The 24705-nt window shown below is 70.8% G+C and carries 22 protein-coding genes; 8 read left to right on the top strand and 14 right to left on the bottom strand.

Going from position 1 to position 24705, the window contains the following annotated elements:
* The first annotated feature begins 25 nt into the window (after nt 1-25).
* A complete protein-coding gene (locus RIF65_RS14795; protein WP_309066946.1) occupies nt 26-961 on the top strand; it encodes a hypothetical protein in 936 nt (311 codons plus the stop codon).
* Between the two features lie 305 nt (nt 962-1266).
* Here RIF65_RS14795 and ilvC read toward each other — a convergent pair whose 3' ends face one another.
* The 7 genes from ilvC to RIF65_RS14760 all read right to left on the bottom strand — a co-directional run bounded on the left by ilvC (nt 1267) and on the right by RIF65_RS14760 (nt 10119).
* On the bottom strand, nt 1267-2295 hold the full coding sequence (gene ilvC, locus RIF65_RS14790; RefSeq protein ID WP_309066945.1) for a ketol-acid reductoisomerase: 1029 nt from the start codon (nt 2293-2295) through the stop codon (nt 1267-1269).
* 102 nt (nt 2296-2397) lie between these two features.
* Nucleotides 2398-2907: an acetolactate synthase small subunit gene (gene ilvN, locus RIF65_RS14785; RefSeq protein WP_309066944.1), complete on the bottom strand. Its 510-nt coding sequence runs from the start codon at nt 2905-2907 to the stop codon at nt 2398-2400.
* Nucleotides 2908-2910: 3 nt separating this feature from the next.
* A complete protein-coding gene (locus tag RIF65_RS14780) occupies nt 2911-4713 on the bottom strand; it encodes an acetolactate synthase large subunit (protein ID WP_309066943.1) in 1803 nt (600 codons plus the stop codon).
* A gap of 61 nt (nt 4714-4774) precedes the next feature.
* Nucleotides 4775-6493, bottom strand: a complete 1719-nt coding sequence (ilvD, locus tag RIF65_RS14775; protein WP_309066942.1) for a dihydroxy-acid dehydratase — start codon at nt 6491-6493, stop codon at nt 4775-4777.
* 10 nt (nt 6494-6503) lie between these two features.
* A complete protein-coding gene (gene otsB, locus RIF65_RS14770) occupies nt 6504-7301 on the bottom strand; it encodes a trehalose-phosphatase (RefSeq protein WP_309066941.1) in 798 nt (265 codons plus the stop codon).
* A 50-nt stretch (nt 7302-7351) separates the two neighbouring features.
* The gene (locus tag RIF65_RS14765) at nt 7352-8752 is read right to left on the bottom strand and encodes an alpha,alpha-trehalose-phosphate synthase (UDP-forming) (RefSeq protein ID WP_309066940.1); all 1401 of its coding nucleotides are present in this window, start codon (nt 8750-8752) and stop codon (nt 7352-7354) included.
* A 125-nt stretch (nt 8753-8877) separates the two neighbouring features.
* Nucleotides 8878-10119 carry an MFS transporter gene (locus RIF65_RS14760; RefSeq protein ID WP_309066939.1) on the bottom strand — a complete coding sequence of 414 codons (1242 nt, stop codon included), beginning with the start codon at nt 10117-10119 and terminating at the stop codon, nt 8878-8880.
* Between the two features lie 200 nt (nt 10120-10319).
* Between RIF65_RS14760 and RIF65_RS14755 the strand changes: the two genes are divergently transcribed.
* Nucleotides 10320-13016, top strand: coding sequence for an AMP-binding protein (locus tag RIF65_RS14755; protein ID WP_309066938.1), 2697 nt, complete (start codon nt 10320-10322; stop codon nt 13014-13016).
* Here the strand turns inward: RIF65_RS14755 and RIF65_RS14750 are convergent.
* The 3 genes from RIF65_RS14750 to RIF65_RS14740 form a co-directional block, all read right to left on the bottom strand.
* Nucleotides 12926-14044, bottom strand: a complete 1119-nt coding sequence (locus tag RIF65_RS14750; protein WP_309066937.1) for an ABC transporter ATP-binding protein — start codon at nt 14042-14044, stop codon at nt 12926-12928. The two genes, RIF65_RS14755 and RIF65_RS14750, sit on opposite strands and share 91 nt — an antisense overlap.
* A complete protein-coding gene (locus tag RIF65_RS14745; RefSeq protein WP_309066936.1) occupies nt 14041-15498 on the bottom strand; it encodes an ABC transporter permease in 1458 nt (485 codons plus the stop codon). Before RIF65_RS14745 ends, RIF65_RS14750 begins: the two co-directional genes overlap by 4 nt.
* Before the next feature lie 98 nt (nt 15499-15596).
* Nucleotides 15597-16640 carry an iron ABC transporter substrate-binding protein gene (locus RIF65_RS14740; protein ID WP_309066935.1) on the bottom strand — a complete coding sequence of 348 codons (1044 nt, stop codon included), beginning with the start codon at nt 16638-16640 and terminating at the stop codon, nt 15597-15599.
* Between the two features lie 108 nt (nt 16641-16748).
* On the opposite strand from RIF65_RS14740, the gene RIF65_RS14735 reads away from it, so the two are divergent.
* On the top strand, nt 16749-17027 hold the full coding sequence (locus tag RIF65_RS14735) for a hypothetical protein (protein ID WP_309066934.1): 279 nt from the start codon (nt 16749-16751) through the stop codon (nt 17025-17027).
* Between the two features lie 54 nt (nt 17028-17081).
* Here RIF65_RS14735 and RIF65_RS14730 read toward each other — a convergent pair whose 3' ends face one another.
* Genes RIF65_RS14730 through RIF65_RS14720 form a run of 3 tightly spaced genes read right to left on the bottom strand, consistent with a single transcriptional unit; the run spans nt 17082 to nt 19688 of the window.
* Nucleotides 17082-18260, bottom strand: coding sequence for an acetyl-CoA C-acetyltransferase (locus RIF65_RS14730; RefSeq protein WP_309066933.1), 1179 nt, complete (start codon nt 18258-18260; stop codon nt 17082-17084).
* Nucleotides 18257-18910 (bottom strand): CoA transferase subunit B, encoded by a 654-nt coding sequence (locus RIF65_RS14725; RefSeq protein WP_309066932.1) that lies wholly within the window; start codon nt 18908-18910, stop codon nt 18257-18259. Before RIF65_RS14725 ends, RIF65_RS14730 begins: the two co-directional genes overlap by 4 nt.
* Before the next feature lies 1 nt (nt 18911).
* The gene (locus RIF65_RS14720) at nt 18912-19688 is read right to left on the bottom strand and encodes a CoA transferase subunit A (protein ID WP_309066931.1); all 777 of its coding nucleotides are present in this window, start codon (nt 19686-19688) and stop codon (nt 18912-18914) included.
* 104 nt (nt 19689-19792) lie between these two features.
* Here RIF65_RS14720 and RIF65_RS14715 point away from each other — a divergent pair, with 104 nt between their 5' ends.
* The 4 genes from RIF65_RS14715 (at nt 19793) to RIF65_RS14700 (ending at nt 22844) form a co-directional block, all read left to right on the top strand.
* Complete coding sequence (locus tag RIF65_RS14715) at nt 19793-20587, top strand: IclR family transcriptional regulator (RefSeq protein ID WP_309066930.1); 795 nt, start codon at nt 19793-19795, stop codon at nt 20585-20587.
* Nucleotides 20588-20627: 40 nt separating this feature from the next.
* The gene (locus RIF65_RS14710; protein ID WP_309066929.1) at nt 20628-21068 is read left to right on the top strand and encodes a MarR family winged helix-turn-helix transcriptional regulator; all 441 of its coding nucleotides are present in this window, start codon (nt 20628-20630) and stop codon (nt 21066-21068) included.
* On the top strand, nt 21065-22294 hold the full coding sequence (locus tag RIF65_RS14705; protein WP_309066928.1) for an MFS transporter: 1230 nt from the start codon (nt 21065-21067) through the stop codon (nt 22292-22294). The genes RIF65_RS14710 and RIF65_RS14705 overlap by 4 nt, the downstream gene beginning before the upstream one ends.
* A gap of 67 nt (nt 22295-22361) precedes the next feature.
* Nucleotides 22362-22844: a YbaK/EbsC family protein gene (locus RIF65_RS14700; protein ID WP_309066927.1), complete on the top strand. Its 483-nt coding sequence runs from the start codon at nt 22362-22364 to the stop codon at nt 22842-22844.
* A gap of 21 nt (nt 22845-22865) precedes the next feature.
* Here RIF65_RS14700 and RIF65_RS14695 read toward each other — a convergent pair whose 3' ends face one another.
* The gene (locus RIF65_RS14695; protein ID WP_309066926.1) at nt 22866-23339 is read right to left on the bottom strand and encodes a hypothetical protein; all 474 of its coding nucleotides are present in this window, start codon (nt 23337-23339) and stop codon (nt 22866-22868) included.
* Nucleotides 23340-23521: 182 nt separating this feature from the next.
* Here RIF65_RS14695 and RIF65_RS14690 point away from each other — a divergent pair, with 182 nt between their 5' ends.
* Nucleotides 23522-24562: an FUSC family protein gene (locus RIF65_RS14690; protein WP_309066925.1), complete on the top strand. Its 1041-nt coding sequence runs from the start codon at nt 23522-23524 to the stop codon at nt 24560-24562.
* Nucleotides 24563-24705: the final 143 nt, after the last annotated feature.

Here is a 24705-nt window from a genome sequence, read left to right as displayed (position 1 = left end):
TCAGCGTTCGGGGAGGGACGAGATCGTGGCAGAGAGCAGCAAGAAGGCCGTGCGCCCGCAGGGCGAGGCGTCCGGCATGACGGAGACGCGCGACTGGGCGCCCACGGCGGAGTCGAAGAAGCGGGCGACGACGTTCCGCTGGATCGCCGCCGTGCTGTGGGCGCTCGCCATCGCCGGTGAGGCGGTCGGTATCTTCTGGCTGCTGCGGCAGCGCGTCGTGGTCGGCGACGACGGCGAGCTCGTCCGCAACCCCGACACCGGCCTGCTGGAGGATCCCGGCGCAACCGCCCAGTTCCCCCAATGGGCGTTCATCTCACTGCTGGTGCTGCTGGTCGTCATCGCCGCCCTGTCGATCACCGGTTCGATCCTGTGGAAGAAGGCGAACCGGCTCGACCCGGCCAAGAGGTCCGACACGGTGCGGTTCTTCGTGCAGAACCAGTTGGGCGCGATCATCGCGATCATCGCGTTCGTGCCGCTGATCGTCCTGATCTTCCTGAACAAGGACATGGACAAGGGCCAGAAGACCACCGCGGGGATCGTCGGGATCGTGCTCGCCGCCCTCGCCGTCGTGCTCGGGATCGACTTCGACCCGCCGTCGGTCGAGCAGTACACCGCCGACCAGTCCACGGTCATCCAGCTGCTCGGCAAGGACGAGGTGGTGTGGGTCGACGGCGGTGGCGTCTACCACGTGTGCGAAGAGGTGCCCGACATCCAGACCGGCAGCGAGAAGCGGATCGGCACCACCGCCGAAGCCGTGGATGCCGGAAAGACCCGGCTGACGCTGGAGTTCGCCTCCGAGCTCAGGACGTGCGGACTGGCGGTACCGGAGAACTCGCAGGAGATCGTCGAGGCGCTCCGCGCCATTCGCGACGGCCAGACCGACACCGTGCTGCCGAAGCCGGTGTGGGCCGACCCGTCCGACGCCCCGATCGACATCGAGGACGCCGCGCCGGCCGAGTGACGGCGGTCAGGCGTGGCGGCGCGCAACGCCTCGACCGCAGATGCCACGATTGCGGCATCCGGCGGCGACCACGCCGGCCGCGGACGGCGCCAGCCCACCGGTTGCGGCCAGCGCCTGACACAGTTCCACCCGGTCGGCGGCGGCCGCGGACGCGAGCGCAGCTCTCCCCCGGTCGTTGAGCGAGCGCAGCGAGGCGAAACGCCGCCGGGAACACGAAGAGGGCGCCTCCTCCGAGACGCCCTCTTCGTTGCTTCCGAGGTCAGCGCGCAGCGCTGCCGCTTCGACAGGCTCAGCGCAAGCCGAGGTCAGCGCGCAGCGCTGCCCTCGACGTAGTCCTCGTCGGTCTGCTTCCAGGCGAACAAAGCGCGCAGCTCCTTGCCGGTCGCCTCGATCGGGTGACCCTGCTCCTTCTCGCGCAGCGACAGGAACTCCTGAGCACCGTTGTCCTGGTCCTCGATGAAACGCTTCGCGAAGGCACCGGACTGGATGTCCGCGAGGACCTCCTTCATGCGCTCCTTCACGCCGGCGTCGATGACGCGCGGGCCGGAGACGTAGTCGCCGAACTCTGCGGTGTCGGAGATCGACCAGCGCTGCTTGGCGATGCCACCCTCCCACATCAGGTCGACGATGAGCTTCAGCTCGTGCAGCACCTCGAAGTAGGCGATCTGCGGCTGGTAGCCGGCCTCGGTCAGGGTCTCGAAGCCCGCCTGCACCAGATGGCTCATGCCACCGCACAGCACGGCCTGCTCGCCGAACAGGTCGGTCTCGGTCTCCTCGGTGAACGTCGTCTTGATGACACCGGCGCGGGTGCCGCCGATGGCCTTGGCGTACGACAGCGCCAGGTCCCAGGCCTTGCCCGATGCGTCGCGCTCGACGGCGATGATGTCCGGGATGCCGCGGCCGGCGACGAACTCGCGGCGCACGGTGTGGCCCGGCGCCTTCGGCGCCACCAGGATGACGTCGACGCCCTCGGGCGCGTCGATGTAGCCGAAACGGATGTTGAAGCCGTGTGCGAAGGCGAGGGCCTTGCCCGGGGTCAGCTTGTCCTTGATCGACTCGTTGTAGATCGTGCGCTGGTGCTGGTCCGGCGCGAGGATCATGATGACATCGGCCCACTCGGCGGCGTCCGCGACGCTCTTGACCGGGAAGCCGGCCTCCTCGGCCTTGGCGATCGACTTCGAGCCCTCCTTGAGGGCGATCGCGACCTCGACGCCGGAGTCGCGCAGGTTCATGGCGTGCGCATGCCCCTGGGAGCCGTAGCCGACGATCGCGACCTTCTTGCCCTGGATGATCGAGAGGTCGGCGTCCGCGTCGTAGAAGATCTCGGTGCTCACTGTGTGTTTTCTCCTTGTGTGTGGTTCTGGAAGATGTTGCGTTTCGTCTCGCTGCGCTCGCTCAACGACCGGGAAGGCGACGGCGCTCGTTCGACGATCGGGTCAACCGCGCAGTACGCGTTCGGTGATGCTCTTGCCGCCGCGCCCGATGGCGAGCAGGCCGGACTGCGCGAGCTCCTTGATGCCGAACGGTTCGAGAGCGCGCAGCAGCGCGTCGACCTTGCCCTTGTCGCCGGTCACCTCGACGACCAGCGCGTCGGGAGCGTAGTCGACGACCGAGGCGCGGAACAGGTTCACGACCTCGAGCACGTTCGAGCGCGTGTTGTTGTCGGTGCGCACCTTGATCAGCATGTGGTCCCGCTGCACCGACGAGGCCGCGTCGAGCTCGACGATCTTGATGACGTTGACGAGCTTGTTCAGCTGCTTGGTGACCTGCTCGAGCGGCAGGTCCTCCACGTCGACGACGACGGTGATGCGCGAGATGCCTGGGACCTCGGTGACACCGACCGCGAGGGAGTCGATGTTGAAGCCGCGACGGGCGAACAGGCCGGCGACGCGGGTGAGCAGACCCGGGGTGTTCTCCACCAGCAGGCTCAGCACGTGAGTGGACATGGCTCAGTCCTCCTGTTCGAAGGCCGGCGCGTGGTCACGCGCGTACTGGACATAGCTGTTGCTGACGCCCTGCGGCACCATCGGCCACACCATGGCGTCCGCGCTCACGACGAAGTCGATCACGACAGGGCGGTCGTTCGTCTCGAGTGCGGTCTTGATGGCGGCATCCACCTCGTCCTCGGTCTCGACCCGCAGCGCGAGGCAGCCGTACGCCTCGGCGAGCTTGACGAAGTCGGGGATGCGCACGGTGCCGTGCCCGGTGTTCAGATCGGTGTTCGAGTGCCGGCCGTCGTAGAACAGCGTCTGCCACTGGCGCACCATGCCCAGGGACGAGTTGTTGATGATCGCGACCTTGATCGGGATCTCGTTGATGACGCAGGTGGCCAGCTCCTGGTTGGTCATCTGGAAGCAACCGTCGCCGTCGATCGCCCACACCACCCGGTCGGGCTGGGCGACCTTCGCGCCCATCGCGGCGGGCACGGAGTAGCCCATCGTCCCGGCGCCGCCGGAGTTGAGCCACGAGTTCGGGCGCTCGTACTTGATGAACTGGGCGGCCCACATCTGGTGCTGACCGACGCCAGCCGCGTACACGGCCTCGGGGCCGGTGAGCTCGCCGATGCGCTGGATCACGTACTGCGGCGACAGCAGTCCATCCTCGGTCGGCGCGTAGCCGAGCGGGAACTCGGCGCGCAGGCCGTCGAGGTACGACCACCACTCCTCGGTGTCCGGCTTGCCGCTGCCGATGACACTCCGGTACGCCGACTCCAGGTCGACGAGCACGTCGCGCACGTCGCCCACGATCGGCACGTCTGCGGTGCGGATCTTGGAGATCTCCGCCGGGTCGATGTCGACGTGCACGACCTTGGCGTGCGGGGCGAACAGCGCCGCCTTGCCGGTGACGCGGTCGTCGAACCGCGCTCCGAGCGAGACGATCAGGTCGGACTCCTGCAGCGCGAGCACCGCGGGAACGGTGCCGTGCATGCCGGGCATCCCGAGGTGCTGCGGGTGCGAGTCGGGGAAGGCGCCGCGCGCCATCAGGGTGGTGACGACAGGGGCGCCGGTGGCCTCGGCCAGGGCGCGCAGCTCGGTCGACGCCTCGGCGCGGATCACGCCGCCGCCGACGTACAGCACGGGCTTGCGCGCCTGGGCGAGCAGCGCGGCCGCCGCCTGGATCTGCTTGCCATGCGCCTTCGTCACCGGGCGGTAGCCGGGCAGATCGATGCGCGGGGGCCACACGAACGGCACGACGTCCTGCTGCGCGTCCTTCGTGATGTCCACGAGCACCGGCCCGGGGCGGCCCGTGGAGGCGATCTCGAAGGCCGCGGCGATCGCGCCGGGGATGTCCGACGCCTTCTTCACGAGGAACGAGTGCTTCGTGATCGGCATGGTGATGCCGACGATGTCCGCCTCCTGGAAGGCGTCGGTCCCCATCAGCGTGGAGAACACCTGCCCGGTGATGGCCACCAGCGGAACGGAGTCCATGTAGGCGTCGGCGATGGCGGTCACCAGGTTGGTCGCGCCCGGACCCGAGGTCGCGATGCACACGCCCACCTTGCCGGATGCCGCGGCGTAACCCTCCGCCGCGTGCCCTGCGCCCTGCTCGTGGCGCACCAGGATGTGGCGCAGCCCCGATGCGTCCATCAGCGGGTCGTAGACCGGCATGATCGCACCGCCCGGGATGCCGAAGACGTCGGTGACGCCGAGCTTCTCGAGCGAGCGGACGACGGCCTCGGCGCCAGAGATCTCCGGTGCGGCAGAAGGACGAGCGGGCGGCCGCGGCACGGCCGGGGCGGTATCAGCAGTCATGTCATTCCTCAGGTGTCTGTCGAGGCAGCGGGATGCAGTGTCCCTGAGCCTGTCGAACGGCTCAACCGGTCGTCGCGCCCTCCGCTGCGGAGCGCACGAGACGGGAGTACTTGGCAAGGACGCCACGGGTATAGCGCGGGGGAAGCGGCTCCCAGCCAGAGCGGCGGGAGCTGAGCTCGGACTCGTCGACGAGTAGGTCGAGAGTGCGAGCCGCGATATCGACCCGAATCAGATCACCATCGCGCACGAAGGCGATGGGACCAGCGTCCACCGCTTCGGGTGCTATGTGGCCGATGCACAGGCCGGTTGTGCCGCCTGAGAATCGTCCGTCTGTCAAGAGTAGTACATCTTTTCCGAGCCCCGCGCCCTTGATGGCGGCGGTGATTGCCAGCATCTCGCGCATGCCGGGACCGCCCTTCGGGCCCTCGTAGCGGATCACGATGACCTCACCGGGGTTGATGTCCCCCTCGGCGAGAGCATCCATCGCGGCACGCTCGCGGTCGAACACGCGGGCCGGGCCCTCGAACACGTCGGCGTCGAAGCCCGCCGACTTCACCACGGCACCCTCCGGCGCGAGCGAGCCGTGCAGGATCGTGATGCCGCCGGAGGCGTGGATCGGGTTGTCGAAGGTGTGGATGACCTCGCCGTCGATGGGATCGGGGTTGAGATCGCGCAGGTTCTCGGCGACGGTCTTGCCGGTGACCGTGAGCGCGTCGCCGTGGATGAGACCCTCGTCGAGCATCGCCTTCATGATCACGGGGATGCCGCCGTGGCGGTCCACGTCGTTCATGACGTACTTGCCGAACGGCTTCATGTCGGCGACATGCGGGGTGCGGCTGCCGATCCGGTTGAAGTCGTGCAGGCTGAGCTCGATCTCGGCCTCGCGTGCGATGGCGAGCAGGTGCAGGACGACGTTGGTCGAGCCGCCCAGCGCCATGGCGAGCGCGATCGCGTTCTCGAACGACTCCTTGGTCAGGATGTCCTTCGTCGTGATGCCCTGGCGGAGCAGGTTGACGACCGCCTCACCGGAGCGGTGAGCGAAGTAGTCGCGTCGGCGGTCGGCGGCGGGCGGGGCGGCGGAGCCCGGCAGGCTCAGGCCGAGGGCCTCGGCGACGGATGCCATCGTGTTGGCGGTGTACATGCCGCCGCAGGCGCCCTCACCCGGGGCGAAGGCGCACTCGATGCGCTTGAGGTCCTCCTCCGTCATCCGGCCGGCGCGGCAGGCCCCGACACCCTCGAAGGAGTCGATGATCGTGATGTCCTTCTCGGTGCCGTCCGAGAGCTTGACCCAGCCGGGTGCGATCGATCCGGCGTACAGGAACACGCTCGACAGCCCGAGGCGCGCGCTGGCCATGAGCATGCCGGGGATCGACTTGTCGCAGCCGGCGAGCAGCACCGTGCCGTCGAGGCGCTCGGCCATGATCACCGTCTCGACCGAGTCGGCGATGACCTCACGGCTCACGAGCGAGAAGTGCATGCCCTCGTGGCCCATCGAGATGCCGTCGGAGACGGAGATGGTGCCGAACTGCAGCGGGTAGCCTCCGCCGGAGTGCACGCCCTCCTTCGCGCCCTGCGCGAGCCGGTCCAGGCTCAGATTGCAGGGCGTGATCTCGTTCCAGCTCGAGGCGATGCCGATCTGCGGCTTCTCCCAGTCGGCGTCTCCCATGCCGACGGCGCGGAGCATTCCGCGGGAGGTGGTGGCCTCGATGCCGTCGGTGACGACGCGGCTGCGGGGCTTGATGTCGATGGGCGCGCTGGCGGAGGGATCGTGCGAGGACATAGACGGAAGTCTATTCCTGCGCGGCGGCCCGCTCCGTCGCGACGGCGCCGAGGAGTTCCGCGATCTGTTGTGGGTTGTCCACACGGAGCGTCGCCTCGGTCTCCCCCGGTCCGACGCGCACGCCGAGATCTCCGGGCCCGAGAGCGCGCAGCGCGTCCTCGTCGGTCACGTCGTCGCCGGCGAACAGGATGCCGGTGGCGGCGAAGCGTTCGCGCAGCACCTGCATCGCGCTGTCCTTGCCCTCCAGGCGGGAGGAGAACTCCAGGATGTGGTTGCCCTGCCGACGACGCCAGTGCGGGAACCGCTCGGCGACCAGCGCGTCCACCTCGGCGAACGCCGCCGCCTCGTCCTCCGGTGCCGCACGGCGACCGTGCACGCCCATGCCGTAAGTCTTCTCCTCGAGCACGACGCCCTGGTACCGGTCGATGATCGGCCGGGCCGCCTCCCACAGCTCCTCGCGCGTGCCCTCCACCTCGTCCGCCTCGAGCGGGTCCGCCAAGCCGTGCCCCGGGTACCAGTACTGGGCTCCGTGGGATCCGGAGAGCGCGATGGCGGAGTCGTCGTCGTGTTCGGCGATGACGCGGAGGTCTTCGAGGCTCCGCCCCGACACGAACGCGACGACGGTGTCCGGCAGCGCGGCGAGGCGGTCGATCGCGGCACGCACCTCGGGCAGCGCCCGTGCCGACATCGGGTCGTCCACGAGCGGCGAGGCCGTGCCGTCGAAGTCGAGCGCGACCACGAGGCGGGGTGTGGCGGCGATCGCGGTCAGGTGCGAGTCGGCGCTGCCGGGGGTCCAGGTGCGCGTCATGCTGTGCTCCTTCGTTGCGGCTCGTCAGTCGACGTCTGGGCGGATAGTACTCAGTGCGCCCGTCGTGCGCTCTCCAGTTCGGCGAGGAACGACGACGACCAGGCCGCGACGTCGTGTTCGAGCACCCGCTTGCGGAGCGCGCGCATCCGCCGGCCCTGCTCGGCCGGCGGCATCTCGATGGCGGTGAGGATGGCATCCTTCACCCCGTCGATGTCGTGCGGGTTGACGCGAACGGCCTGGCGCAGTTCATCGGCCGCGCCGGTGAACTCGCTGAGCACGAGCACGCCGCGGTTGTCGGCGCGGGTGGCGACGTACTCCTTCGCGACGAGGTTCATGCCGTCGCGCAGGGCGGTGACCAGCATCACGTCGGCGGCGAGGTAGAGCGCGACCATCTCCTCGCGGGGGAACCCCTGGTGCAGGTAGCGGATCGCGGTGTGCCCCATGGTGTCATGGTCGCCGTTGATCCGGCCGACGGCGAGCTCGATCTCATCGCGGAGGTGCACGTAGGCGTCTACCCGCTCACGACTGGGGCTCGCGACCTGCACGAGCGTGACGTCCTCCACCGAGATCCGGCCCTGATCGAGCAGTTCGCCGAACGCCTTGATGCGGTGACGGATGCCCTTGGTGTAATCCAGCCGGTCCACGCCGAGCAGGATCTTGCGGGGGTTGCCGAGACTCTCGCGGATCTCGGCGGCCCGTGCCTGGATGTCAGGGCGCTGCGACAGCTCGCGGTACGGGGTGGTGTCGATCGAGATCGGGAACGCCTTCACGAGCGGGAGACGGCCGTCGGGGAGCGTGACGGCCGCGCCCTTCACCTCATAGCGCAGCCGGCGGCGCACGGCGGCCAGGAAGCTCTGCGCGTCCTGTCCGCGCTGGAAACCGATCACGTCGGCCCCGAGCAGCCCCCGGAGCACCTGGTCGCGCCAGGGAAGCTGGGAGTACAGGCCGTGCGCCGGGAACGGGATGTGGTGGAAGTACCCGATGGTGATGTCGGGCCGCAGGGCGCGCAGCATCTCGGGCACGAGCTGCAGCTGGTAGTCGTGCACCCACACCGTGCCGCCGTCCACCACGGCGGACGCCGCGGCCTCGGCGAACCGGCGGTTGACCGCCATGTACGCCTCCCACCATTCCCGGTGATACTGCGGCGGGGCGATGACGTCGTGGTACAGCGGCCAGATCGTGTCGTTCGAGAAGCCCTCGTAGTACTCGGCGACCTCGTCCTCGGACAGGGTGATCGGGATGAGGCGGATGCCGTTCGCCTCGAACGGGGCCAGCTCCAAGTCGGCCTGGCCCGGCCAGCCCACCCACGCGCCGTTCACGGTGTGCATCATCGGCTCGAGCGCCGCGACCAGGCCGCCGGGCGACGTGCGCCACTGCTCCTCGCCGTCCGGGGTGATCACCCGGTCGACGGGAAGACGGTTGGCGACGACGACGAACTCTGCGGCGGTCATGAAGCTCCTCTGCTCGATTCCTCCAGGCTACCCACGAGCCGCTGCGCCCGCCGGGGCGGCCGCGGGGCCTTGACGCCGCCACCGCGGCGTGGCTACGAGGATCGGGGGTGTGCCGACCTGCGCCGTCACCACCGCGGCGCGGGCGTGAGGAACCAGTTCACGACACCGGCGGTCAGCACCAGGCCGGCCGCGACGGCGGGCAGCAGCAGCGCGGTGGGCGTGCCCAGCCGCTCGGCGACCTCCCCGGTCACCGCGGACGCGAGCGCCTGGCCGACCACGACGCCCGAACCGAGCATGGTCATCACCGTCGCCGACCGACCCAGCGGACTGCGTGAGGCCCCGAGGCTGTACAGCGACACGATGGTCGGACCGACGCCGATGCCGACGATCGCCAGCGCGACGCACATGAGCAGGACCGACGACGCGGTGGCGACGATCACCGCACCGGCGGCGAGCGTGACCGCGAACGCCAGCCAGCGGGCGCGCAGGCTGAACCGCGGCGGGAGCCATGCGACGCCGAGGGCGAGGACAGCCGACCCGATGCCCATGATCCCGTAGAGCAGGCCGGCCTGCTCGGCCGCGTCGCGATCGGCCATGAACGAGGTCAGCGCGGTGAGTGTCGATCCGAAGAACAGCCCGACGCCGAAGATCCCGACGACGACCACGAGCAGCGCGGGACGGAACAGCTCCGACACCGCGGATGGCGCGGTGCCGTCCTCCCGGCGGGCCGCGGAGACGTGCCGGGCGGTCGGGTGCAGCGCGAACGCGCCGACGAAGAGCAGGGTGAGCGCAGAGGCGATCGCGATGGGCGCCCACGGCGCGATGAGCGACGCCAGCAGCCCGACCAGGAACGGGCCGAACACGAAGACCATCTCGTCCGCCGCGGACTCGTACGACATGGTGGCCGAGAGGGTGCGGGCTCTCGCCTGCTCCGGCATCCGTTCGGAGATGATCGTGACGAGCCGGGCGCGCGACATCGGCGACACCTGCGGGGCGCTCGCGCCGATCCCGAACGCCGAGAGCAGCAGCACCAGGTCAGGGGCGGGGCTGTACACCACGACGGCGAACACCGCCAGCATGGTGGCGTTCAGGACCGCGGCGGCGATCAGCGCGGGGCGCTGCCCGAAGCGGTCGGCGGCGGCGCCCAGGAACGGGCCGATCAGGGCGGTGCCCAGTCCGACCGCCGCGGAAGTGAGCCCGCCGAGGGCGAGAGTCCCGCGAGCCGACACCACGACCGTGAGCACGCCGACCACCATCATGGCGAACGGCAGGCGCGCGACGAACGCGATCAGGAAGTACGGCAGGCCTGCGGTGCGCAGCAGGCCGGGGGCGGACGTGGTCCGCTCGGTGGAGATGGTCTGTGTCATGGCTCACGCGCGTCCGTGGACGCGGGGTCGGGTGCCGCCGCTGTCCGCCGGGGAGCCGACGGCCGGTAGATACACAGCTGGTGAGGGCGCGAGGCCCGGCTCCAGTCTACCAAGCGGTCACATGACGACCAGAAGCGGCGTCGCGGCGATGGATAGGTTAGGCTCACCTATGCTTTGACCCTGCTTCGAAGTGAGGCCGCGTGCTCCCCCTCTCCCCCGCTCCCGCCGTCGATCTGCTGCGCGGCGACCCGTCCGCGATCGCGCTCCTGACCGACGATGACCAGGTGACATACGCCGAGCTCGGCGCCCGCGCGGCGGAGGTCAGAGCCGCGCTCGGCCTCACGCGACGGCTGGTGATGCTGGAGGCTCGCAACACCGTGGACGCCATCGCGGGATACCTCGGGGCGCTGTCGGGCGGGCATCCCGTGTTGCTCGTGCGCGGTGGCGAGGACGAGTCCGCGGTGCGCACCCGCGAGGCGCTGTCCGACCGCTTCGACCCGGACGTGGTGATCGCCGACGGCACTGTGGCGCCCCGCCGCGACGGGACCGCGCACGATCTGCACGAGGACCTCGCCCTGCTGATGAGCACCTCCGGGTCGACCGGGTCTCCCAAGTTGGTGCGGATCTCCGGAGAGGCCGTTCTCGCCAACGCCGCAGCCATCGCCGACTACCTGCGGCTGACGGACGGCGACCGCGCCATCACCTCCCTGCCGATGCACTACTGCTACGGCCTGTCGGTGGTGAACAGCCACCTCCTGGTCGGCGGCAGCCTGGTGCTGACCGAGCGCTCCGCCTCCGACGACGGGTTCTGGCGTCGCGCCGAGGAGGCGTGCATCACCGGCTTCGCCGGCGTGCCGTACTCGTTCGACCTCCTGGATGCCGTCGGCGGAGTGGAGCGGCTGCCGTCCAGCATCCGCTATGTGACGCAGGCCGGCGGGCGGCTCCCGACGGATCGGGTGTGCGAGCTGGCGCTCTCCGGCGCCCGGCTCGGCTTCGAGTTCTTCACCATGTACGGCCAGACCGAGGCGACCGCGCGCATGTCGTACCTGCCTCCGGAGGACGCCATCCGCGCCGCCGGGTCGATCGGGCGGGCGATCCCCGGCGGCACCTTCCGCATCGACATCGACGAAGAGGCGGATGCCGGGGAGCTGGTGTACTCCGGACCGAACGTGATGCTCGGCTACGCCGAGTCCCCCGCCGACCTCGCGCTCGGCCGCACCGTGCACGAGCTGCGCACCGGGGATCTGGCGCGCTGGCGTCCGGACGGGTACGTGGAGATCGTCGGCCGGATGAACCGCTTCGTCAAGCTGTTCGGTCTGCGGGTGGACCTCGACGCAGTGCAGCGCGAACTGGAGTCCGCCGGCATCCCGGCCCGCACCGCCGCGGACGGCGAGGAGCTGCTGGTGTTCGTGCTGAGCGCCCGCGATGCCGTGCGGGCCCGCGAGACGATCGCGCGGCGGATCGGCATCCCGCAGCGCAGCGTCCTCACCTACGCGGTCGACGCGTTCCCCCTCACCTCCTCGGGCAAGCCCGACGGCGCGGCGCTGGTCAGGCATCATCGGCTCCACGCGAGCGCGGGGCAGCGACCGGCGACGGGCCCTGCCACCGCTGCCCGCGTGCGCGACGTGCTCGCGGTGTGCACCGGGCGCCCCGACGCGACCGAGCAGGACGGCTTCGCGACGCTCGGCGGCGACTCGCTGAGCTACGTGGAGGCGTCGGTGCAACTGGAGGAGCTGCTCGGACCGCTGCCGCGCGACTGGCCGTCGCGGTCGGCCGCAGACCTCGCCGCGACCGCGAGCCCCACCCAGACCCCGACCGCCACGACGACCGCCGAAGCGACCGCGCCTTCCCGTCTCGTGCCGCGACGCCGGATGCCGAGCGTGGAGACGCCCGTGCTGCTGCGCGCGCTGGCGATCGTGCTCATCGTCGGCACGCACGCCGACCTCTTCCTCGCGGACGGCTTCGCCCTGAAGGGCGGCGCCCATCTGCTGCTGGTCGTCGCGGGCTACAACCTGGCCCGTTTCGCGCTGTCGTCGGCGCCGGGCGGCAGGCCGCGCCGGCTGCTCGGCGCGGTCGCGCAGGTCGCCGTCCCTGCGGTGCTGTGGATCGGAGCCGTCGCGGCGCTGAGCGGAAAGTACACCGCCGGGACCGTCCTGCTCGTGAACAACGCCCTGCCCTCGGACGGCCGCTGGAACGAGCAGTGGCAGTTCTGGTTCCTGGAGGCGATGGTCTGGAGCATGCTCGCTGTCGCCCTGCTGTTCGCGGTGCCGGCGGTCGACCGGCTCGAGCGCCGGGCACCGTGGGGCTTCGCGCTCGGCGCGCTCGCCATCACGGTGACGATCCGCGTGGCCGTTCTGGGCGCCGCGCCCGCCACGCACGTGGAGCGCTACGCCCTGGCGACGGTGCTGTGGTGCATCGCCCTCGGTTGGTTGGTCGCCCGCGCGGACAGCGTTCCCCGGCGGGTGGCGGCGACCGCGGCCGCTCTGGTGCTGGTGCCCGGCTTCTTCGGCGAGCCGCTGCGCGAGGCGATCGTGGTGGCCGGCGTGCTGGCGCTGGTGTGGATCCCGTCGGTGCGGGTGCCGTCCTGGTCCCGGCCGGCGCTGACCACCCTCGCGTCTGCGTCGCTGTTCGTGTACCTCACGCACTGGGTGGTCTACCCGCCCTTCGAGAGCACCGCGCCCCTGCTGGGCACGGTGCTGTCCTTCGCGGTCGGCATCGCCGCCTGGGTCGCGCATCGCGAGGTGGTCGCGTTCGGTCGTCGGCTGCGCACCCGGCTCGCGTCAGCTCGCCAGACGGATGCCGTGTCTCACGCCGAGGGCGCCACCGCCGGCGCCGCAGCGGTCGCAGCATCGGAGGATGCAGCGTCCGCGGGTCCCGCAGGGCGGACCGCGGGATAGAGCACCACGCCCCCACCGAGAGCCAGCCGCACCACGTCGCCGTCGCGTGTCTCCCGGGCGCGATGGGTCGGCACCTGCAGCCACACCCTGGCGCCGTCCTCCCCGTCGACGTCCAGGCGCAATTCGGTGCGTGCCCCCACCGACCTGCGCGCGGTCACCGTGGCCGGCCCGCCGCCGCCCTGGGTGACGATCTCCAGCTGACTCGGCCGTACCATCGCCACGACGTGCCCGGCGCCGCCGGAGCGGTCGTGGCGGACCGGCACGACGCCGAGCGCGCACTCCACGGCGTGCGGACCGTGCCTGCGGGCGGGGAGGTGCACGGCGTCGCCGAGGAACGCCGCCGTGGCGGCATCCGCCGGCGCGTCGAACACCGCCGCCGGCTCGCCGTGCTGCACGAGCGCACCTCCGGCGACCACCCCGATGAGGTCGCCGAAGGACAGGGCCTCGTCCTGGTCGTGGGTCACCAGCAGTGTGGTCACCCTGGCTCGTTCCAGGATGTCGGTGGTCGCCTCCCTGGTCTGGGCGCGAAGCCCCGCGTCGAGCGCGCTGAACGGCTCGTCGAGCAGCAGCACTCGCGGGGCGGGGGCGAGTGCGCGGGCCAGCGCGACGCGCTGCTGCTGTCCGCCGGAGAGCTCGTGCGGTAGTCGCTCCGCAAGCTCCGGCGCGAGGGAGGTGAGCTGCATCATCTCCGCCACGCGCGCGGATGCCGATGCGCGGGGCAGTCCGAACGCGATGTTGCGCGCCACGGTGAGGTGCGGGAACAGCGCCCCGTCCTGCGGGACGAACCCGATGCCCCGGCGGTGGGCGGGGACGTACGTACGGCCGTCCGCGAGCGGTGCACCGTCCAAGGCGATCGTCCCGGCATCCGGCTTCTCGAAACCGGCGATGAGACGCAGCAGCGTGCTCTTCCCGCTGCCGGAGGCGCCGACCAGCGCCATGCGCGACCCGGTGGGGACCTCGAACGTGACGTCGGCGACGACGGCGGCGGCGCCGAACGACTTGCCGACACCGGTGAGCTGAAGAGTCATGCGCTGCCCCTCGAGGTTGCTTCGGAGAACATGAGGTGCACGGCCGGCACCGACAGGACGATGAGCACGACGGCGTACGGCGCCGCCGCGACGTAGTCGATCGCGGACGCCGCCGACCAGAAACCCGTGGCGACGGTCTGCGTGCCGGTCGGTGCGAGCAGCAGCGTCGCGGTGAGTTCGTTCGACGCGCCCAGCGCGACCAGCGCCGCCCCGCTCGCCATGGCGGGGGCGAGCAGCGGCAGGGTGATGCGCAGGCGGGCGATCAGCGGCGAGACGCCGAGCGAACGCGCCGCCTCTTCCCAGCCCGGGGAGATCTGCGCCAGGCCCGCGCGGATCGGCACCAGGCTGCGCGGCAGGAACAGGATCGCGTACGCGATGATCACGGTCGCCGCGGTCTGGTAGATGCCAGGCGCGAGACGCAGCACCACCGCGACGAGAGCGAGCGCCACGACGATCGCGGGCAGACTGCCGGCGAGGTAGAACGCGCTCTCGAGGACGCGGCTCGTCCTGGCGGGATGCCGCACCGCGAGCCACGCCACGGGCAGAGCCACCGCGGTGCACACGACGGCGGCGCCGACCGCGAGCACCACGGTCTGCGCGGCGGCGGGCAGCACCGGCGCCCAGTCGCCTGGCCCACCGCGCAGCGTCCAGCGCAGCACCGAGGAGAGCGGAACTGCCACCGCAGCCACGACGAATGCGCTCAGTGCCAGCACGGCGGGGGCCGTCCAGGCACCCAGTCGCGCGCGCTGCGCCGGCCGCGCCGGGGAGGAGGTCGACAACCGGGACGAGCCGCGCATGCGGGACTCGCCCGCCACCAGCACCAGGCACAGGGCAGTGAGCACGACACCCAGAGCCGCGGCCCCAGGGCCGCCGAAATTCGCCCGATACGCCGTCATGATCGCCGTGGTGAAGGTGTCGAACTGCAGGAAGGCGAAGGCGCCGTACTCGGCAAGCAGATGCAGACCGACGACAAGGCCGCCACCCAGGACGGCCAGGCGCAGCTGCGGCAGCACGACGCGCCGGAACACGCGCCACGGCCCGAGGCCGAGCGAGCGGGCGGTGTCCTCCAGTGCCGGATCCAGGCCGCGCAGCGCCGCGACGGCCGGCAGGTACACCAGCGGTGAGTAGGCGCAGGCCGAGATGAGCACGGCGCCGGAGAGACCCGCCATCGAGGGGGCGACGGTCGCCCAGCCGTAGCTGGTCACGAAGGCAGGGATGGCGAGCGGTGCCGCGAGTGCGACGGCGAAGAACCGGCGGAACGGCAGACGCGTGCGTTCGACCAGCCAGGCGCCGCCCACGCCGACCACGAGGGTGGCCGCGACCCCCAGGATGACGAGCAGCACCGTGTTCGCGGTGAGCTCGGCGACCAGCGGTCGCAGCAGCAGTCGCGCCAGCCCCTGTCCCCCGGTCTGCGCGGCCGACACCACCACGTAGCCGACAGGCAGCAGAGCCACCCCGGCGCCCACGGCGACCGCGGCGGCAAGCCCCCACGGGAATGACCGTCCCGCTGAGGGTGCCGCGCCGCCGCGGGGCGGACGCAGGGCCGCGGTCGTCAGAGCAGGCCCGCCTCGGTCATCAGCTCGAGGACGGTGGGCCCGTTCAGTTCGGACGGATCGATCTCGGGAGCACCGAGCGACTCGAGGGCGGGCAGCGGCGAGCGCGCCGGGATGCCGCTTGCGACCGGGTACTCGTAGCTGTAGCCCTCACCGAGGATGGTCTGCCCCTGCTCCCCGACCAGCCAGGCGAGGAACTCCTGCGCCTCCTCCTGGCGGGAGCTGGAGGCCAGCACGCCGCCGCCGGAGATGCTCACGAACGCGCCCGCGTCCCCGGGTGCGAAGCGGTGCAGAGCGGTGTTGCCGCTGTTCTCCTTGGTGTCCGCCTGATCGCGGTACCAGTAGTAGTGGTAGATGATGCCCATGGGAACCTCGCCGGCGTTGACGGCCTTCATGGTGACGATGTTGTTGCGGTAGATCTCGGCGTTCTCCGCCATGCCCGCCAGCCAGGACGCCGTCGCCTGCTCCCCCTCGGTCGCGAGGATGGCCGACACGATCGCCTGGAAGTCCGCACCGCCGGGCGCGGCGCCCCACTTGCCCTTCCACTTCGGGTCCTGCAGCTCCATGATGGACGTCGGCAGCTCCGCCTCCGAGATCAGCTCAGGGTTGTACACCAGCACGGTGTCACGGGCGGCGATTCCGGTCCACGCGCCGCTGCCAGGGCGGAACTGCTCCGGGACCAGCGCCAGTGTGTCCTCTTCGACCGGGGCGAACAGACCGGCCTCCTCGACGAGCGACATCGCGGGCGAGTTCTCGGTGAGGAACACGTCGGCGGGCGAGGCCTCGCCCTCCTGCACCAGCTGGTGACCGAGTTCGCTGTCGTCACCATGCCGCAGTTTCACCTCGATGCCGGTCTCCTCGGTGAACGCGGCCGTCCACTCCTCGGTGAGCTGCTCGTGCTGCGCGTTGTAGATCACCAGCGCGTCGTCGCCGCCGGCGTCACCTCCCGGCGCGGACGTGTCGGCGGCGGCGCAACCGGCGAGCAGGGGCACGAGAGCGAACGCGGCGCCGAAGGCGAGCGGACGCAGACGGGTGGCGGGCATGAGGGTCCTCTCGGGCAAGGTTAGGCTGACCTATCCTAGCGCGTGCAACACGCCGCCCCCGCGGCGCAAGCCCCTGGATTTCATTCCCGCTGCGGCTAGCGTGGAGGAATGCGCTATCTCCTCCGCACCGGGCTGCTCGGCGCCATCTCGACCGGCTTCACTCTGCTGCGCGGCACCCGCGACAAGCCCATCACCTGGCGCGCCGCGCTGGGCTGGCTCAGCTGGGCGATCACCCTCGCCCTGGCGATCGGGGCCGTCAGCGATCTGCGTCGCCAGGAGCGCGGCCTGCCGGTGGCTGTGGACTCGCCCTTCGCGCCGAAGCCCGACAAGAAGACGGTGCGCAAGACCCGCCGCAAGGAGGTCGCGCGGATCGCCGCTGAGCGCTGAGCCCCGCCGAGCGCTGCTCACGGACGAGCGCTGAGCACGGACCCTGCCCCGGGCTCAGCGCGTCAGGATGAGCGCCTCGCCCTGACCGCCGCCACCGCACAATCCGACAGCTGCCGTCCCGCCGCCTCGGCGTGCCAGCTCGTGCGCCATGTGCACCACGAGCCGTGCGCCGCTGGCACCGATCGGATGCCCGATGGCGATACCGCCGCCGTGGATGTTGACGATGTCCTCGGAGACGCCGAGCTCGCGCTGCGAGCGTGCCACGACGGCGCCGAAGGCCTCGTTGATCTCCACCAGGTCGACGTCGTCGGCGGCGATGCCCTGCTTCTCCAATGCCCGCTCGATCGCACGGGCGGGCTGCGCCTGCAGGGAGTTGTCCGGGCCCGCGGTCTGCCCGTTGGCCCCGATGACGGCGAGCACTGGCCAGCCCTTCGCGTCGGCGTTCTCGCGGGTCGTGACGACCAGGGCGGCGGCGCCGTCGGAGATCTGCGAGGAGTTCCCGGCGGTGATCGAGCCGCCCTCGGCGAACGCGGGGCGGAGCCCCGCCAGCGTCTCGAGCGTCGTGTCGGGACGGATGCCCTCGTCCTTCGTCACGAGCAGCGGAGCGCCCTTGCGCTGCGGCACCTCGACCGGCACCATCTCCGCGTCGAACACGCCCTGGTCCGTGGCGAGCGCAGCACGCTGGTGGGAGCGCGCAGCGACGGCATCCTGGTCCTGGCGGGTGAGTTCGTACCGGGCGTTGTGCCGTTCCGTCGACGCGCCCATGCTCTCGCGGTCGTACGCGTCGGTGAGGCCGTCGTAGGCCATGTGGTCGAGCACCTCGACAGTGCCGTAGGTCCAGCCGTCACGCGATCCCGTCAGCAGGTGCGGGGCGCGCGTCATCGACTCCATGCCGCCGGCGACCACCGTGACGGCGTCGCCGGTGCGGATCATCCTCGCCGCGTCGATGACGGCGGTGAGACCGGACAGGCACACCTTGTTGACCGAGCTGGACGGCACGTCCCATCCGATGCCGGCGCCGACGGCGGCCTGTCGGGCGGCGTTCTGGCCCGACCCGGCCGCGAGCACCTGCCCCATGATGACCGCGTCGACGTCGGCCGGGTCGACGGATGCCTGCTGCAGCGCACCGCGGATGGCGAACGCACCGAGCTGCGGTGCGGTGAAGGCCGCCAGTTGGCCCTTGAGCCTGCCCTGGGGTGTGCGGGCGGCCGCCACGATCACGATGTCGTTCATGAGTGCTCCCGGAGTTCCTCGGAGATGGTCAGTGCGGGTTCGGTGGCGTCGAGGACGTCCTGAACGCTGACGCCCGGTGCGGTCTCGACCAGCACCAGTCCGTCGTCCGTGACGTCGATGACGGCGAGATCGGTGATGATCCGGTCGACGACGCCGCGTCCTGTGAGCGGCAGCGAGCACTCGTCGACGATCTTCGCGGAGCCGTCCTTGGCGACGTGCTCCATGAGGACGATCACCCGACCGGCGCCGTGCACGAGGTCCATGGCACCCCCCGGTCCCTTCACCATCTTCCCGGGGATCATCCAGTTGGCCAGGTCGCCGCGGGCGGACACCTGCATGGCGCCGAGGATGGCGGCGTCGATCTTGCCGCCGCGGATCATGCCGAAGCTCGTCGCGGAGTCGAAGAACGCCGCCCCGGGCAGGACGGTGACGGTCTCCTTGCCTGCGTTGATGAGGTCGGGGTCGACCCTGTCCGCGGTGGGGTACGGGCCGACGCCGAGGATGCCGTTCTCGGACTGCAGCACCACGGTCACGCCCTCCGGCACGTGGTTGGGCACGAGCGTGGGAAGCCCGATGCCCAGGTTCACGTACGAGCCGTCGCTGAGTTCGCGGGCCGCGCGCGCGGCCATCTCGTCGCGTGTGAGCGGCATATCAGGCTCCTTCCGTGGCGCGCACGGTGCGCCGTTCGATGCGCTTTTCGATGTCACGTCCGACTTCGACGATGCGGTGCACGTAGATGCCGGGCAGGTGCACCCTGTCGGGGTCGAGCTCGCCCGGTTCCACCAGTTCCTCGACCTGGGCGATGCAGACCCGGCCCGCCATGGCTGCGAGCGGGTTGAAGTTGCGCGCGGCCTTGTTGAAGATCAGGTTGCCGTGGCGGTCGCCGACCGCCGCGTGCACGAGCGCGAAGTCCGCGGTTATCGCCTCCTCGAGCACGAACTCGCGCTGTTCGCCGCGTACCTCGAAGGAGCGCACCTCCTTGCGCGGTGAGGCGACGGCGACCGTGCCATCAGGGTTGTGGCGCCGTGGCAGACCACCCTCGGCGACCTGGGTGCCGACTCCGGTCTGGGTGAAGAACGCGGCGATGCCGGCGCCTCCGGCGCGCAGCTTCTCGGCCAGTGTCCCCTGCGGCGTGAGTTCCAACTCCAGATCGCCTTCCAGGAACTGCCGTTCGAACTCCTTGTTCTCACCGACGTACGACGAGGTCATCTTGCGGATCCGGCGCGAACGCAACAGGATGCCCAGCCCCCAGTCGTCGACGCCGCAGTTGTTGCTGATCACGCTGAGGTCGGCGGTGCCCTGCGCGTGCAGCGCCTCGATGAGGGCCATCGGGTTGCCCGACAGGCCGAATCCGCCGACCGCGAGCGAGGCACCGTCCAGGATGTCGGCGACGGCCTCCGCGGCCGATGCCCATTGCTTGTCGATCACACGCCACTCCTTCGTGATGGGGCTCCTCCCAGCATCCGCCCCTGGCGCTCCACCGACAAGGCGATGCTTGCGATGTGGGCGGCTGCAACGCTAGCGTCCACAATGTGGAACCGACCTCGTCACGGCGGCGCACCGTCCCGGGTGCGCAGGCCGTCGCGCGCGCTGCCGCCCTGCTGCGGCTGGTGACTGCGGCGGGCAGCGGCGCGACCCTGCAGAGCCTGGCGCGCGACGCGGGCCTGAGCCGATCCACGGCTCACCGGCTCCTGTCGGCGCTGCGCGCCGAGGGGCTGGTCGACCAGGACGAGCAGACCGCGCGGTGGATGCCGGGCCCGGAGCTCTATCTGATGGGTACGGTGGCCGCCGCGCGGTACGACATCACCGAGTTGGCGCGGGACATCGTGCGCTCGCTGGCGGTGAAGACCGAGGAGAGCGCCTTCCTCTCCGTGCGCCGAGCCGACGAGACGGTGTGCCTGCTGCGTGAGGAGGGCTCCTTCCCGATCCGGTCGTTCGTGCTCAGTGAGGGTGTGCGGTTCCCGCTCGGCGTGGCGAGCGCGGGTCTGGCGATCCTGGCGTTCCTGCCTGACCACGATGTGGATGCTTATCTCGACCGGCATCCCGAGCTGGGCGAGCGCTGGGGACACGCACACGACCCCGTGCCGCTGCGCGCGCGGCTGCGCGAGACGAAGGCGCGTGGCTACGCGGTGAACCCCGGCCTGATCGTGAGCGGCTCGTGGGGCATGGGCGCGGCCGTGTTCGATCGCGAGGGTCGCCCGGAGTGGGCACTGAGCCTGACCGGGGTCGAGTTCCGCTTCGGTCCCGACCGGCTGCCGCAGCTCGGCCGGACCCTGCTCGCCCACGCGCACCAGCTGTCGTCGCGCATCGCGGGCGCCCGGCGCTGAGCCTCATGCCTTCCATACCTTCTGATATATATTGGATGGTATGGACAAGCCCGAGATCATCCCCGCGATCGTGCTCGCCTCGCACGCACTGGCGCGGATCGCCGCGCAGGATGCCGGCAACGACGCACCCTCCGCGCAGTGGCGCGTGCTCAGCATCCTGGAGCGGGACGGCGCCCTGCGCATCGGCGGTCTGGCGCGTGCCGCCCGCACCACGCAGCCGGGGATGACGCGGTTGATCGGGGATCTGGAGCGCGCCGGCTTGGTGGCGCGAACCGCCGATCCGGCGGATTCCCGCGCCACGCTGGTCACCGTGACCGCGAAGGGCCTCGACGCGGTGCGCGCGTGGCGCGCCGAGCTCAGAGACACGCTGGCGCCGCGGTTCGCCGCACTCGGCGAGGACGACTGGGCCGCGCTCGCGAGGGCCGCGGAGATCCTCGCCGCGCACACGCAGGACGAACGGATGATGGGAGAGACGCAATGAGCGGAACGACGACGGGTTCGGTGTGGAACCAGCCCGCGCAGGTGTGGGCGGTGGCCTTCGCGTGCGTCGTGGCCTTCATGGGCATCGGGCTGGTGGACCCGATCCTTCCGGCCATCGCCGCGTCGCTGGAGGCGTCACCGTTCGAGACCGAGCTGCTGTTCACCAGCTACCTCCTGGTCACCGGACTCGCGATGCTGGTCACCAGCTGGATCTCCAGCCGCATCGGCGCCAAGGCGACGCTGCTGACGGGGCTCGGCCTGATCGTGGTGTTCTCCCTGCTGTGCGCGCTGAGCGGCAGCGTCGATGCCGTGATCGGATTCCGTGCCGGGTGGGGGCTCGGGAACGCGCTGTTCATCTCGACGGCCCTCGCCACCATCGTCGGGGCCGCGTCGGGCGGCAGCAGCGCCGCGATCGTGCTGTACGAGGCGGCGCTCGGCCTGGGCATCGCGGTGGGGCCGCTGCTGGGCGGGCTGCTGGGTGAGCACAGCTGGCGGGGGCCGTTCTTCGGCGTCGTGGCGCTCATGGCGATCGCGTTCATCGCCGTGCTGACCCTGCTGCGCGGCCCGGTGGGCGAAGGTCGCGCCCCCGTGCCCTTCTCGGCGCCGTTCCGCGCCCTCGGACGTCCGGCTCTGGCCGTGCTCGCCGTGGCGGCGCTGTTCTACAACATCGGCTTCTTCGTGCTGCTCGCCTTCTCGCCGTTCCCGCTGCGGTTCGGCGCGATGGGCATCGGCCTGACGTTCTTCGGCTGGGGCGTCGCGCTCGCGGTGACGAGCGTGTGGGTGGCCCCGCTGCTGATGCGGCGGATGTCGCGCACGGCGATCATCCTGGCCACGCTGCCGCTGCTGGCGGTGGACCTGGTCGCAGCCGGGGTCGTCGTCGCCAGCCCGCCGGCGCTGGTGGTCTGCATCGTCATCGGTGGGCTGCTGCTCGGCATCATGAACACCGTCCTCACCGAGGCCGTCATGGAGGCGACCGACCTGCCGCGGTCGGTGGCATCGTCGGCGTACTCCGCCGTGAGGTTCCTGGGCGGGGCGATGGCTCCTCCGATCGCCGCCGCGCTCGCGCACGCCTTCACCGACACCGTGCCGTACCTGTTCGCCGCCGCGGCGGTGCTCGTGGCCGCACTCATCGTGCTGCTCGGACGGCGCGTGCTCTCGCACATCGACGATCCGGCCGACGGGCCGGGCGAGGACGCCGAGGCTATCCTCGTCGGTGACGCCGCTTGACCGGCATCCGGCCCGCCGCACCCCCGCCTGATCGGCATCCCGCCCGCCACTCGACGAAGGAGCACCGATGACCGCAGCGCATGCGCTCCCCGAGCGAAGTCGGATCGTGCGCGAGCACCTGCACGCCGCCGGTGTCGACACCGAGGTCGTGGTGCTCCCCGACTCCGCCCGCACCGCGGTCGCGGCAGCGGATGCCGTGGGCTGCCCGGTCGGCGCCATCGCGAACAGCCTGGTGCTGCTGGCCGACGGCTTCCCCGTGCTGGTGATGACCAGCGGCGCGCACCGGGTCGACTTCGCGGTGCTCGCCCGGACCATCGGAGCCCGCGAGGTCGGCATGGCGCCGGCGCGCGTGGTGCGCGAGGCCACCGGTCAGGCGATCGGCGGGGTCGCCCCGGCCGGGCATCCCGACCCGCTCACGACCTATCTCGATGAGGATCTGCAGCGTCACGAGCGGATCTGGGCGGCAGCCGGTACACCGCATACCGTGATGCCGTTGACGTTCGCACAGCTGCAGAAGCTGACGAACGGCACCGTCGTGCGCGTCGCCTGAGTCAGCGGGTGACGACGGGCGTCACTCGATCATGAGGTCGTCGACCTCGAGATCCTCGTCGAGGAGGCAGTAGATCGTCATGTCGGGGTACTCCTCGGGCGCGACGTACAGCAGGGTGATTCCGCCGTCGCCGAACACGACGACGCCGTCGAGGGTGAGGTCCTCCCGGAGGGCAGCCAGGGGCTCCTCGAGATCCTCCTCGTCGTCGTCCTCGTAGGCGACCTCGATGAGTTCCTCGGCGACATCCCGTTCCCGCGCGTCGAGGACCTCGGCGGTGAGGCGGGCCAGCGCGTGCTGCACCGTCTCCTGCATCGTGTCCATGTCCGGGAGGTCCTCCGGATCGATGTCCTCCTCTTCGAGGTCGTCGTCGTCCTCGTCGCGCTCGAAGTCCTCCTCGTACTCGTACTCCACGGTCACGCGGCGGCCACCGGGAAGTTCGACCGTCGCGGTGAGCGCGCCGTCCTCGTCGGTGTCGATGTCGTCGAGTTCGATCATGGCTCCTCCTCGACGCCATGATCTCACCCGTGCCCGTCCGGCGGAAGAGTGCCCGCGCAGATCACCCGATCGCATTAGCCTGGGACGGCCACCGCGCGTGTCGCGGTCGCAGCGGATGCCGTACGGCGCGAGCCTGGACAGGGGACAGTGTGGGATGGAGCAGGATCGGTGGGCGAGCCGCCGTGAGCGCGCGCCGAGCGATCCGGCCCGCCCGCCTGCTGCTCGCGGCAAAGACCGCGCTCGCGGTCGGTCTGGCGTGGGTCGTCGGGCATTGGATGCCGGGGAGCGCCGACGAGTACCCGTACTACGCGCCGCTCGGAGCGCTGGTGAGCATGTACCCGACGCTGATGGGGTCGGCGAAGATGGCACTGCAGACGCTGCTGGGTCTGGCCGCCGGGGCGGGGCTCGCCGCGCTCGTGGTGATCACGTTCGGACCCAACGTGTGGACCGTGCCGATCGCCGTCGGCATCGGTGTGCTGGTGTCTGGAACGGGATGGTTCGGGGCCGGGCAGGAGTATGTGCCGATCGCGGCGCTGTTCGTGCTGATCATCGGCGGGCCGCAGGCCGACGACTATTCAGTCGGCTACCTGTCGCAGATGGGCATCGGGCTCGCGATCGGTCTGGTGGTCAACTTCACCATCGCCCCGGCACCCTTCACCGCCGAAGCCGCCGCTCGCATCGACGCCTTCCAGCGTCAGCTGGCCGATCATCTCCGTCAGATCGGGGACGCCGTCACCGAACCGTGGCCGCCGGAGCACGACGCGTGGGCGCGGGACGCCGGGTCGCTCGCCGAGACGATCCGCGACGTGCGGCTCGCTCTGGCGGAGGCGGACGACAGCAGGCGCGGAAACCCGCGGGCCTGGCGCCATCGACACAACACCGACCGCGAGCACCAGCGGCTCGAGATGCTGGACGGCGTCGCGCATCACATCAGGGACGTGTCGCGCGCGCTGTCGGAGACCATCTGGGACGAGGCGTCGGGTCTCCCCCTCGATCCGCACATCACCGACCCTCTGGCGCGGGCGTGCCACGCGATCGCGGACGTCGTGGAGCAGGCCGGCGACGAGTCCCCTGCGGCGAGCCGAGCGCGCGAGCACGCGGCGCGCGCGGTCCGCGTGCTCGTAGAGGCCGTCGACGACCGCAGCATCAAAACGCGGCAGACCATGGGCCCCGGCGTGCTCACCGCGATGCACCTGCGCAACATCCTGCTGCTGGTGCGGTGACGGCGCGTGGAGGCGGCGGGGGTTATCGGCAAGAAAGTGTGGACGGGTTCTCGTATTAGCCGCGTGATTTCGCGGTAGAACGGGGATCGGTATGGTTCACGATCCATAGTCGTGAAGCCTCCGACGAACTCGGCACGTTGTTT

The sequence above is a fragment of the Microbacterium sp. genome (assembly GCF_031180975.1).
Taxonomy (GTDB): Bacteria; Actinomycetota; Actinomycetes; order Actinomycetales; family Microbacteriaceae; genus Microbacterium.
Note: the sequence above shows the minus strand (reverse complement) of the source record. Positions and strands in the feature narration are given on the sequence as shown.

What these genes read in the sequence shown, in the direction of transcription:
- ilvN (WP_309066944.1), bottom strand. Translation starts at nt 2,907, where the DNA reads ATGTCCACTCACGTGCTGAGCCTGCTGGTGGAGAACACCCCGGGTCTG.
- RIF65_RS14780 (WP_309066943.1), bottom strand. Translation starts at nt 4,713, where the DNA reads ATGACTGCTGATACCGCCCCGGCCGTGCCGCGGCCGCCCGCTCGTCCT.
- ilvD (WP_309066942.1), bottom strand. Translation starts at nt 6,493, where the DNA reads ATGTCCTCGCACGATCCCTCCGCCAGCGCGCCCATCGACATCAAGCCC.
- otsB (WP_309066941.1), bottom strand. Translation starts at nt 7,301, where the DNA reads ATGACGCGCACCTGGACCCCCGGCAGCGCCGACTCGCACCTGACCGCG.
- RIF65_RS14765 (WP_309066940.1), bottom strand. Translation starts at nt 8,752, where the DNA reads ATGACCGCCGCAGAGTTCGTCGTCGTCGCCAACCGTCTTCCCGTCGAC.
- RIF65_RS14760 (WP_309066939.1), bottom strand. Translation starts at nt 10,119, where the DNA reads ATGACACAGACCATCTCCACCGAGCGGACCACGTCCGCCCCCGGCCTG.
- RIF65_RS14750 (WP_309066937.1), bottom strand. Translation starts at nt 14,044, where the DNA reads ATGACTCTTCAGCTCACCGGTGTCGGCAAGTCGTTCGGCGCCGCCGCC.
- RIF65_RS14740 (WP_309066935.1), bottom strand. Translation starts at nt 16,640, where the DNA reads ATGCCCGCCACCCGTCTGCGTCCGCTCGCCTTCGGCGCCGCGTTCGCT.
- RIF65_RS14735 (WP_309066934.1), top strand. Translation starts at nt 16,749, where the DNA reads ATGCGCTATCTCCTCCGCACCGGGCTGCTCGGCGCCATCTCGACCGGC.
- RIF65_RS14730 (WP_309066933.1), bottom strand. Translation starts at nt 18,260, where the DNA reads ATGAACGACATCGTGATCGTGGCGGCCGCCCGCACACCCCAGGGCAGG.
- RIF65_RS14725 (WP_309066932.1), bottom strand. Translation starts at nt 18,910, where the DNA reads ATGCCGCTCACACGCGACGAGATGGCCGCGCGCGCGGCCCGCGAACTC.
- RIF65_RS14710 (WP_309066929.1), top strand. Translation starts at nt 20,628, where the DNA reads ATGGACAAGCCCGAGATCATCCCCGCGATCGTGCTCGCCTCGCACGCA.
- RIF65_RS14705 (WP_309066928.1), top strand. Translation starts at nt 21,065, where the DNA reads ATGAGCGGAACGACGACGGGTTCGGTGTGGAACCAGCCCGCGCAGGTG.
- RIF65_RS14700 (WP_309066927.1), top strand. Translation starts at nt 22,362, where the DNA reads ATGACCGCAGCGCATGCGCTCCCCGAGCGAAGTCGGATCGTGCGCGAG.
- RIF65_RS14695 (WP_309066926.1), bottom strand. Translation starts at nt 23,339, where the DNA reads ATGATCGAACTCGACGACATCGACACCGACGAGGACGGCGCGCTCACC.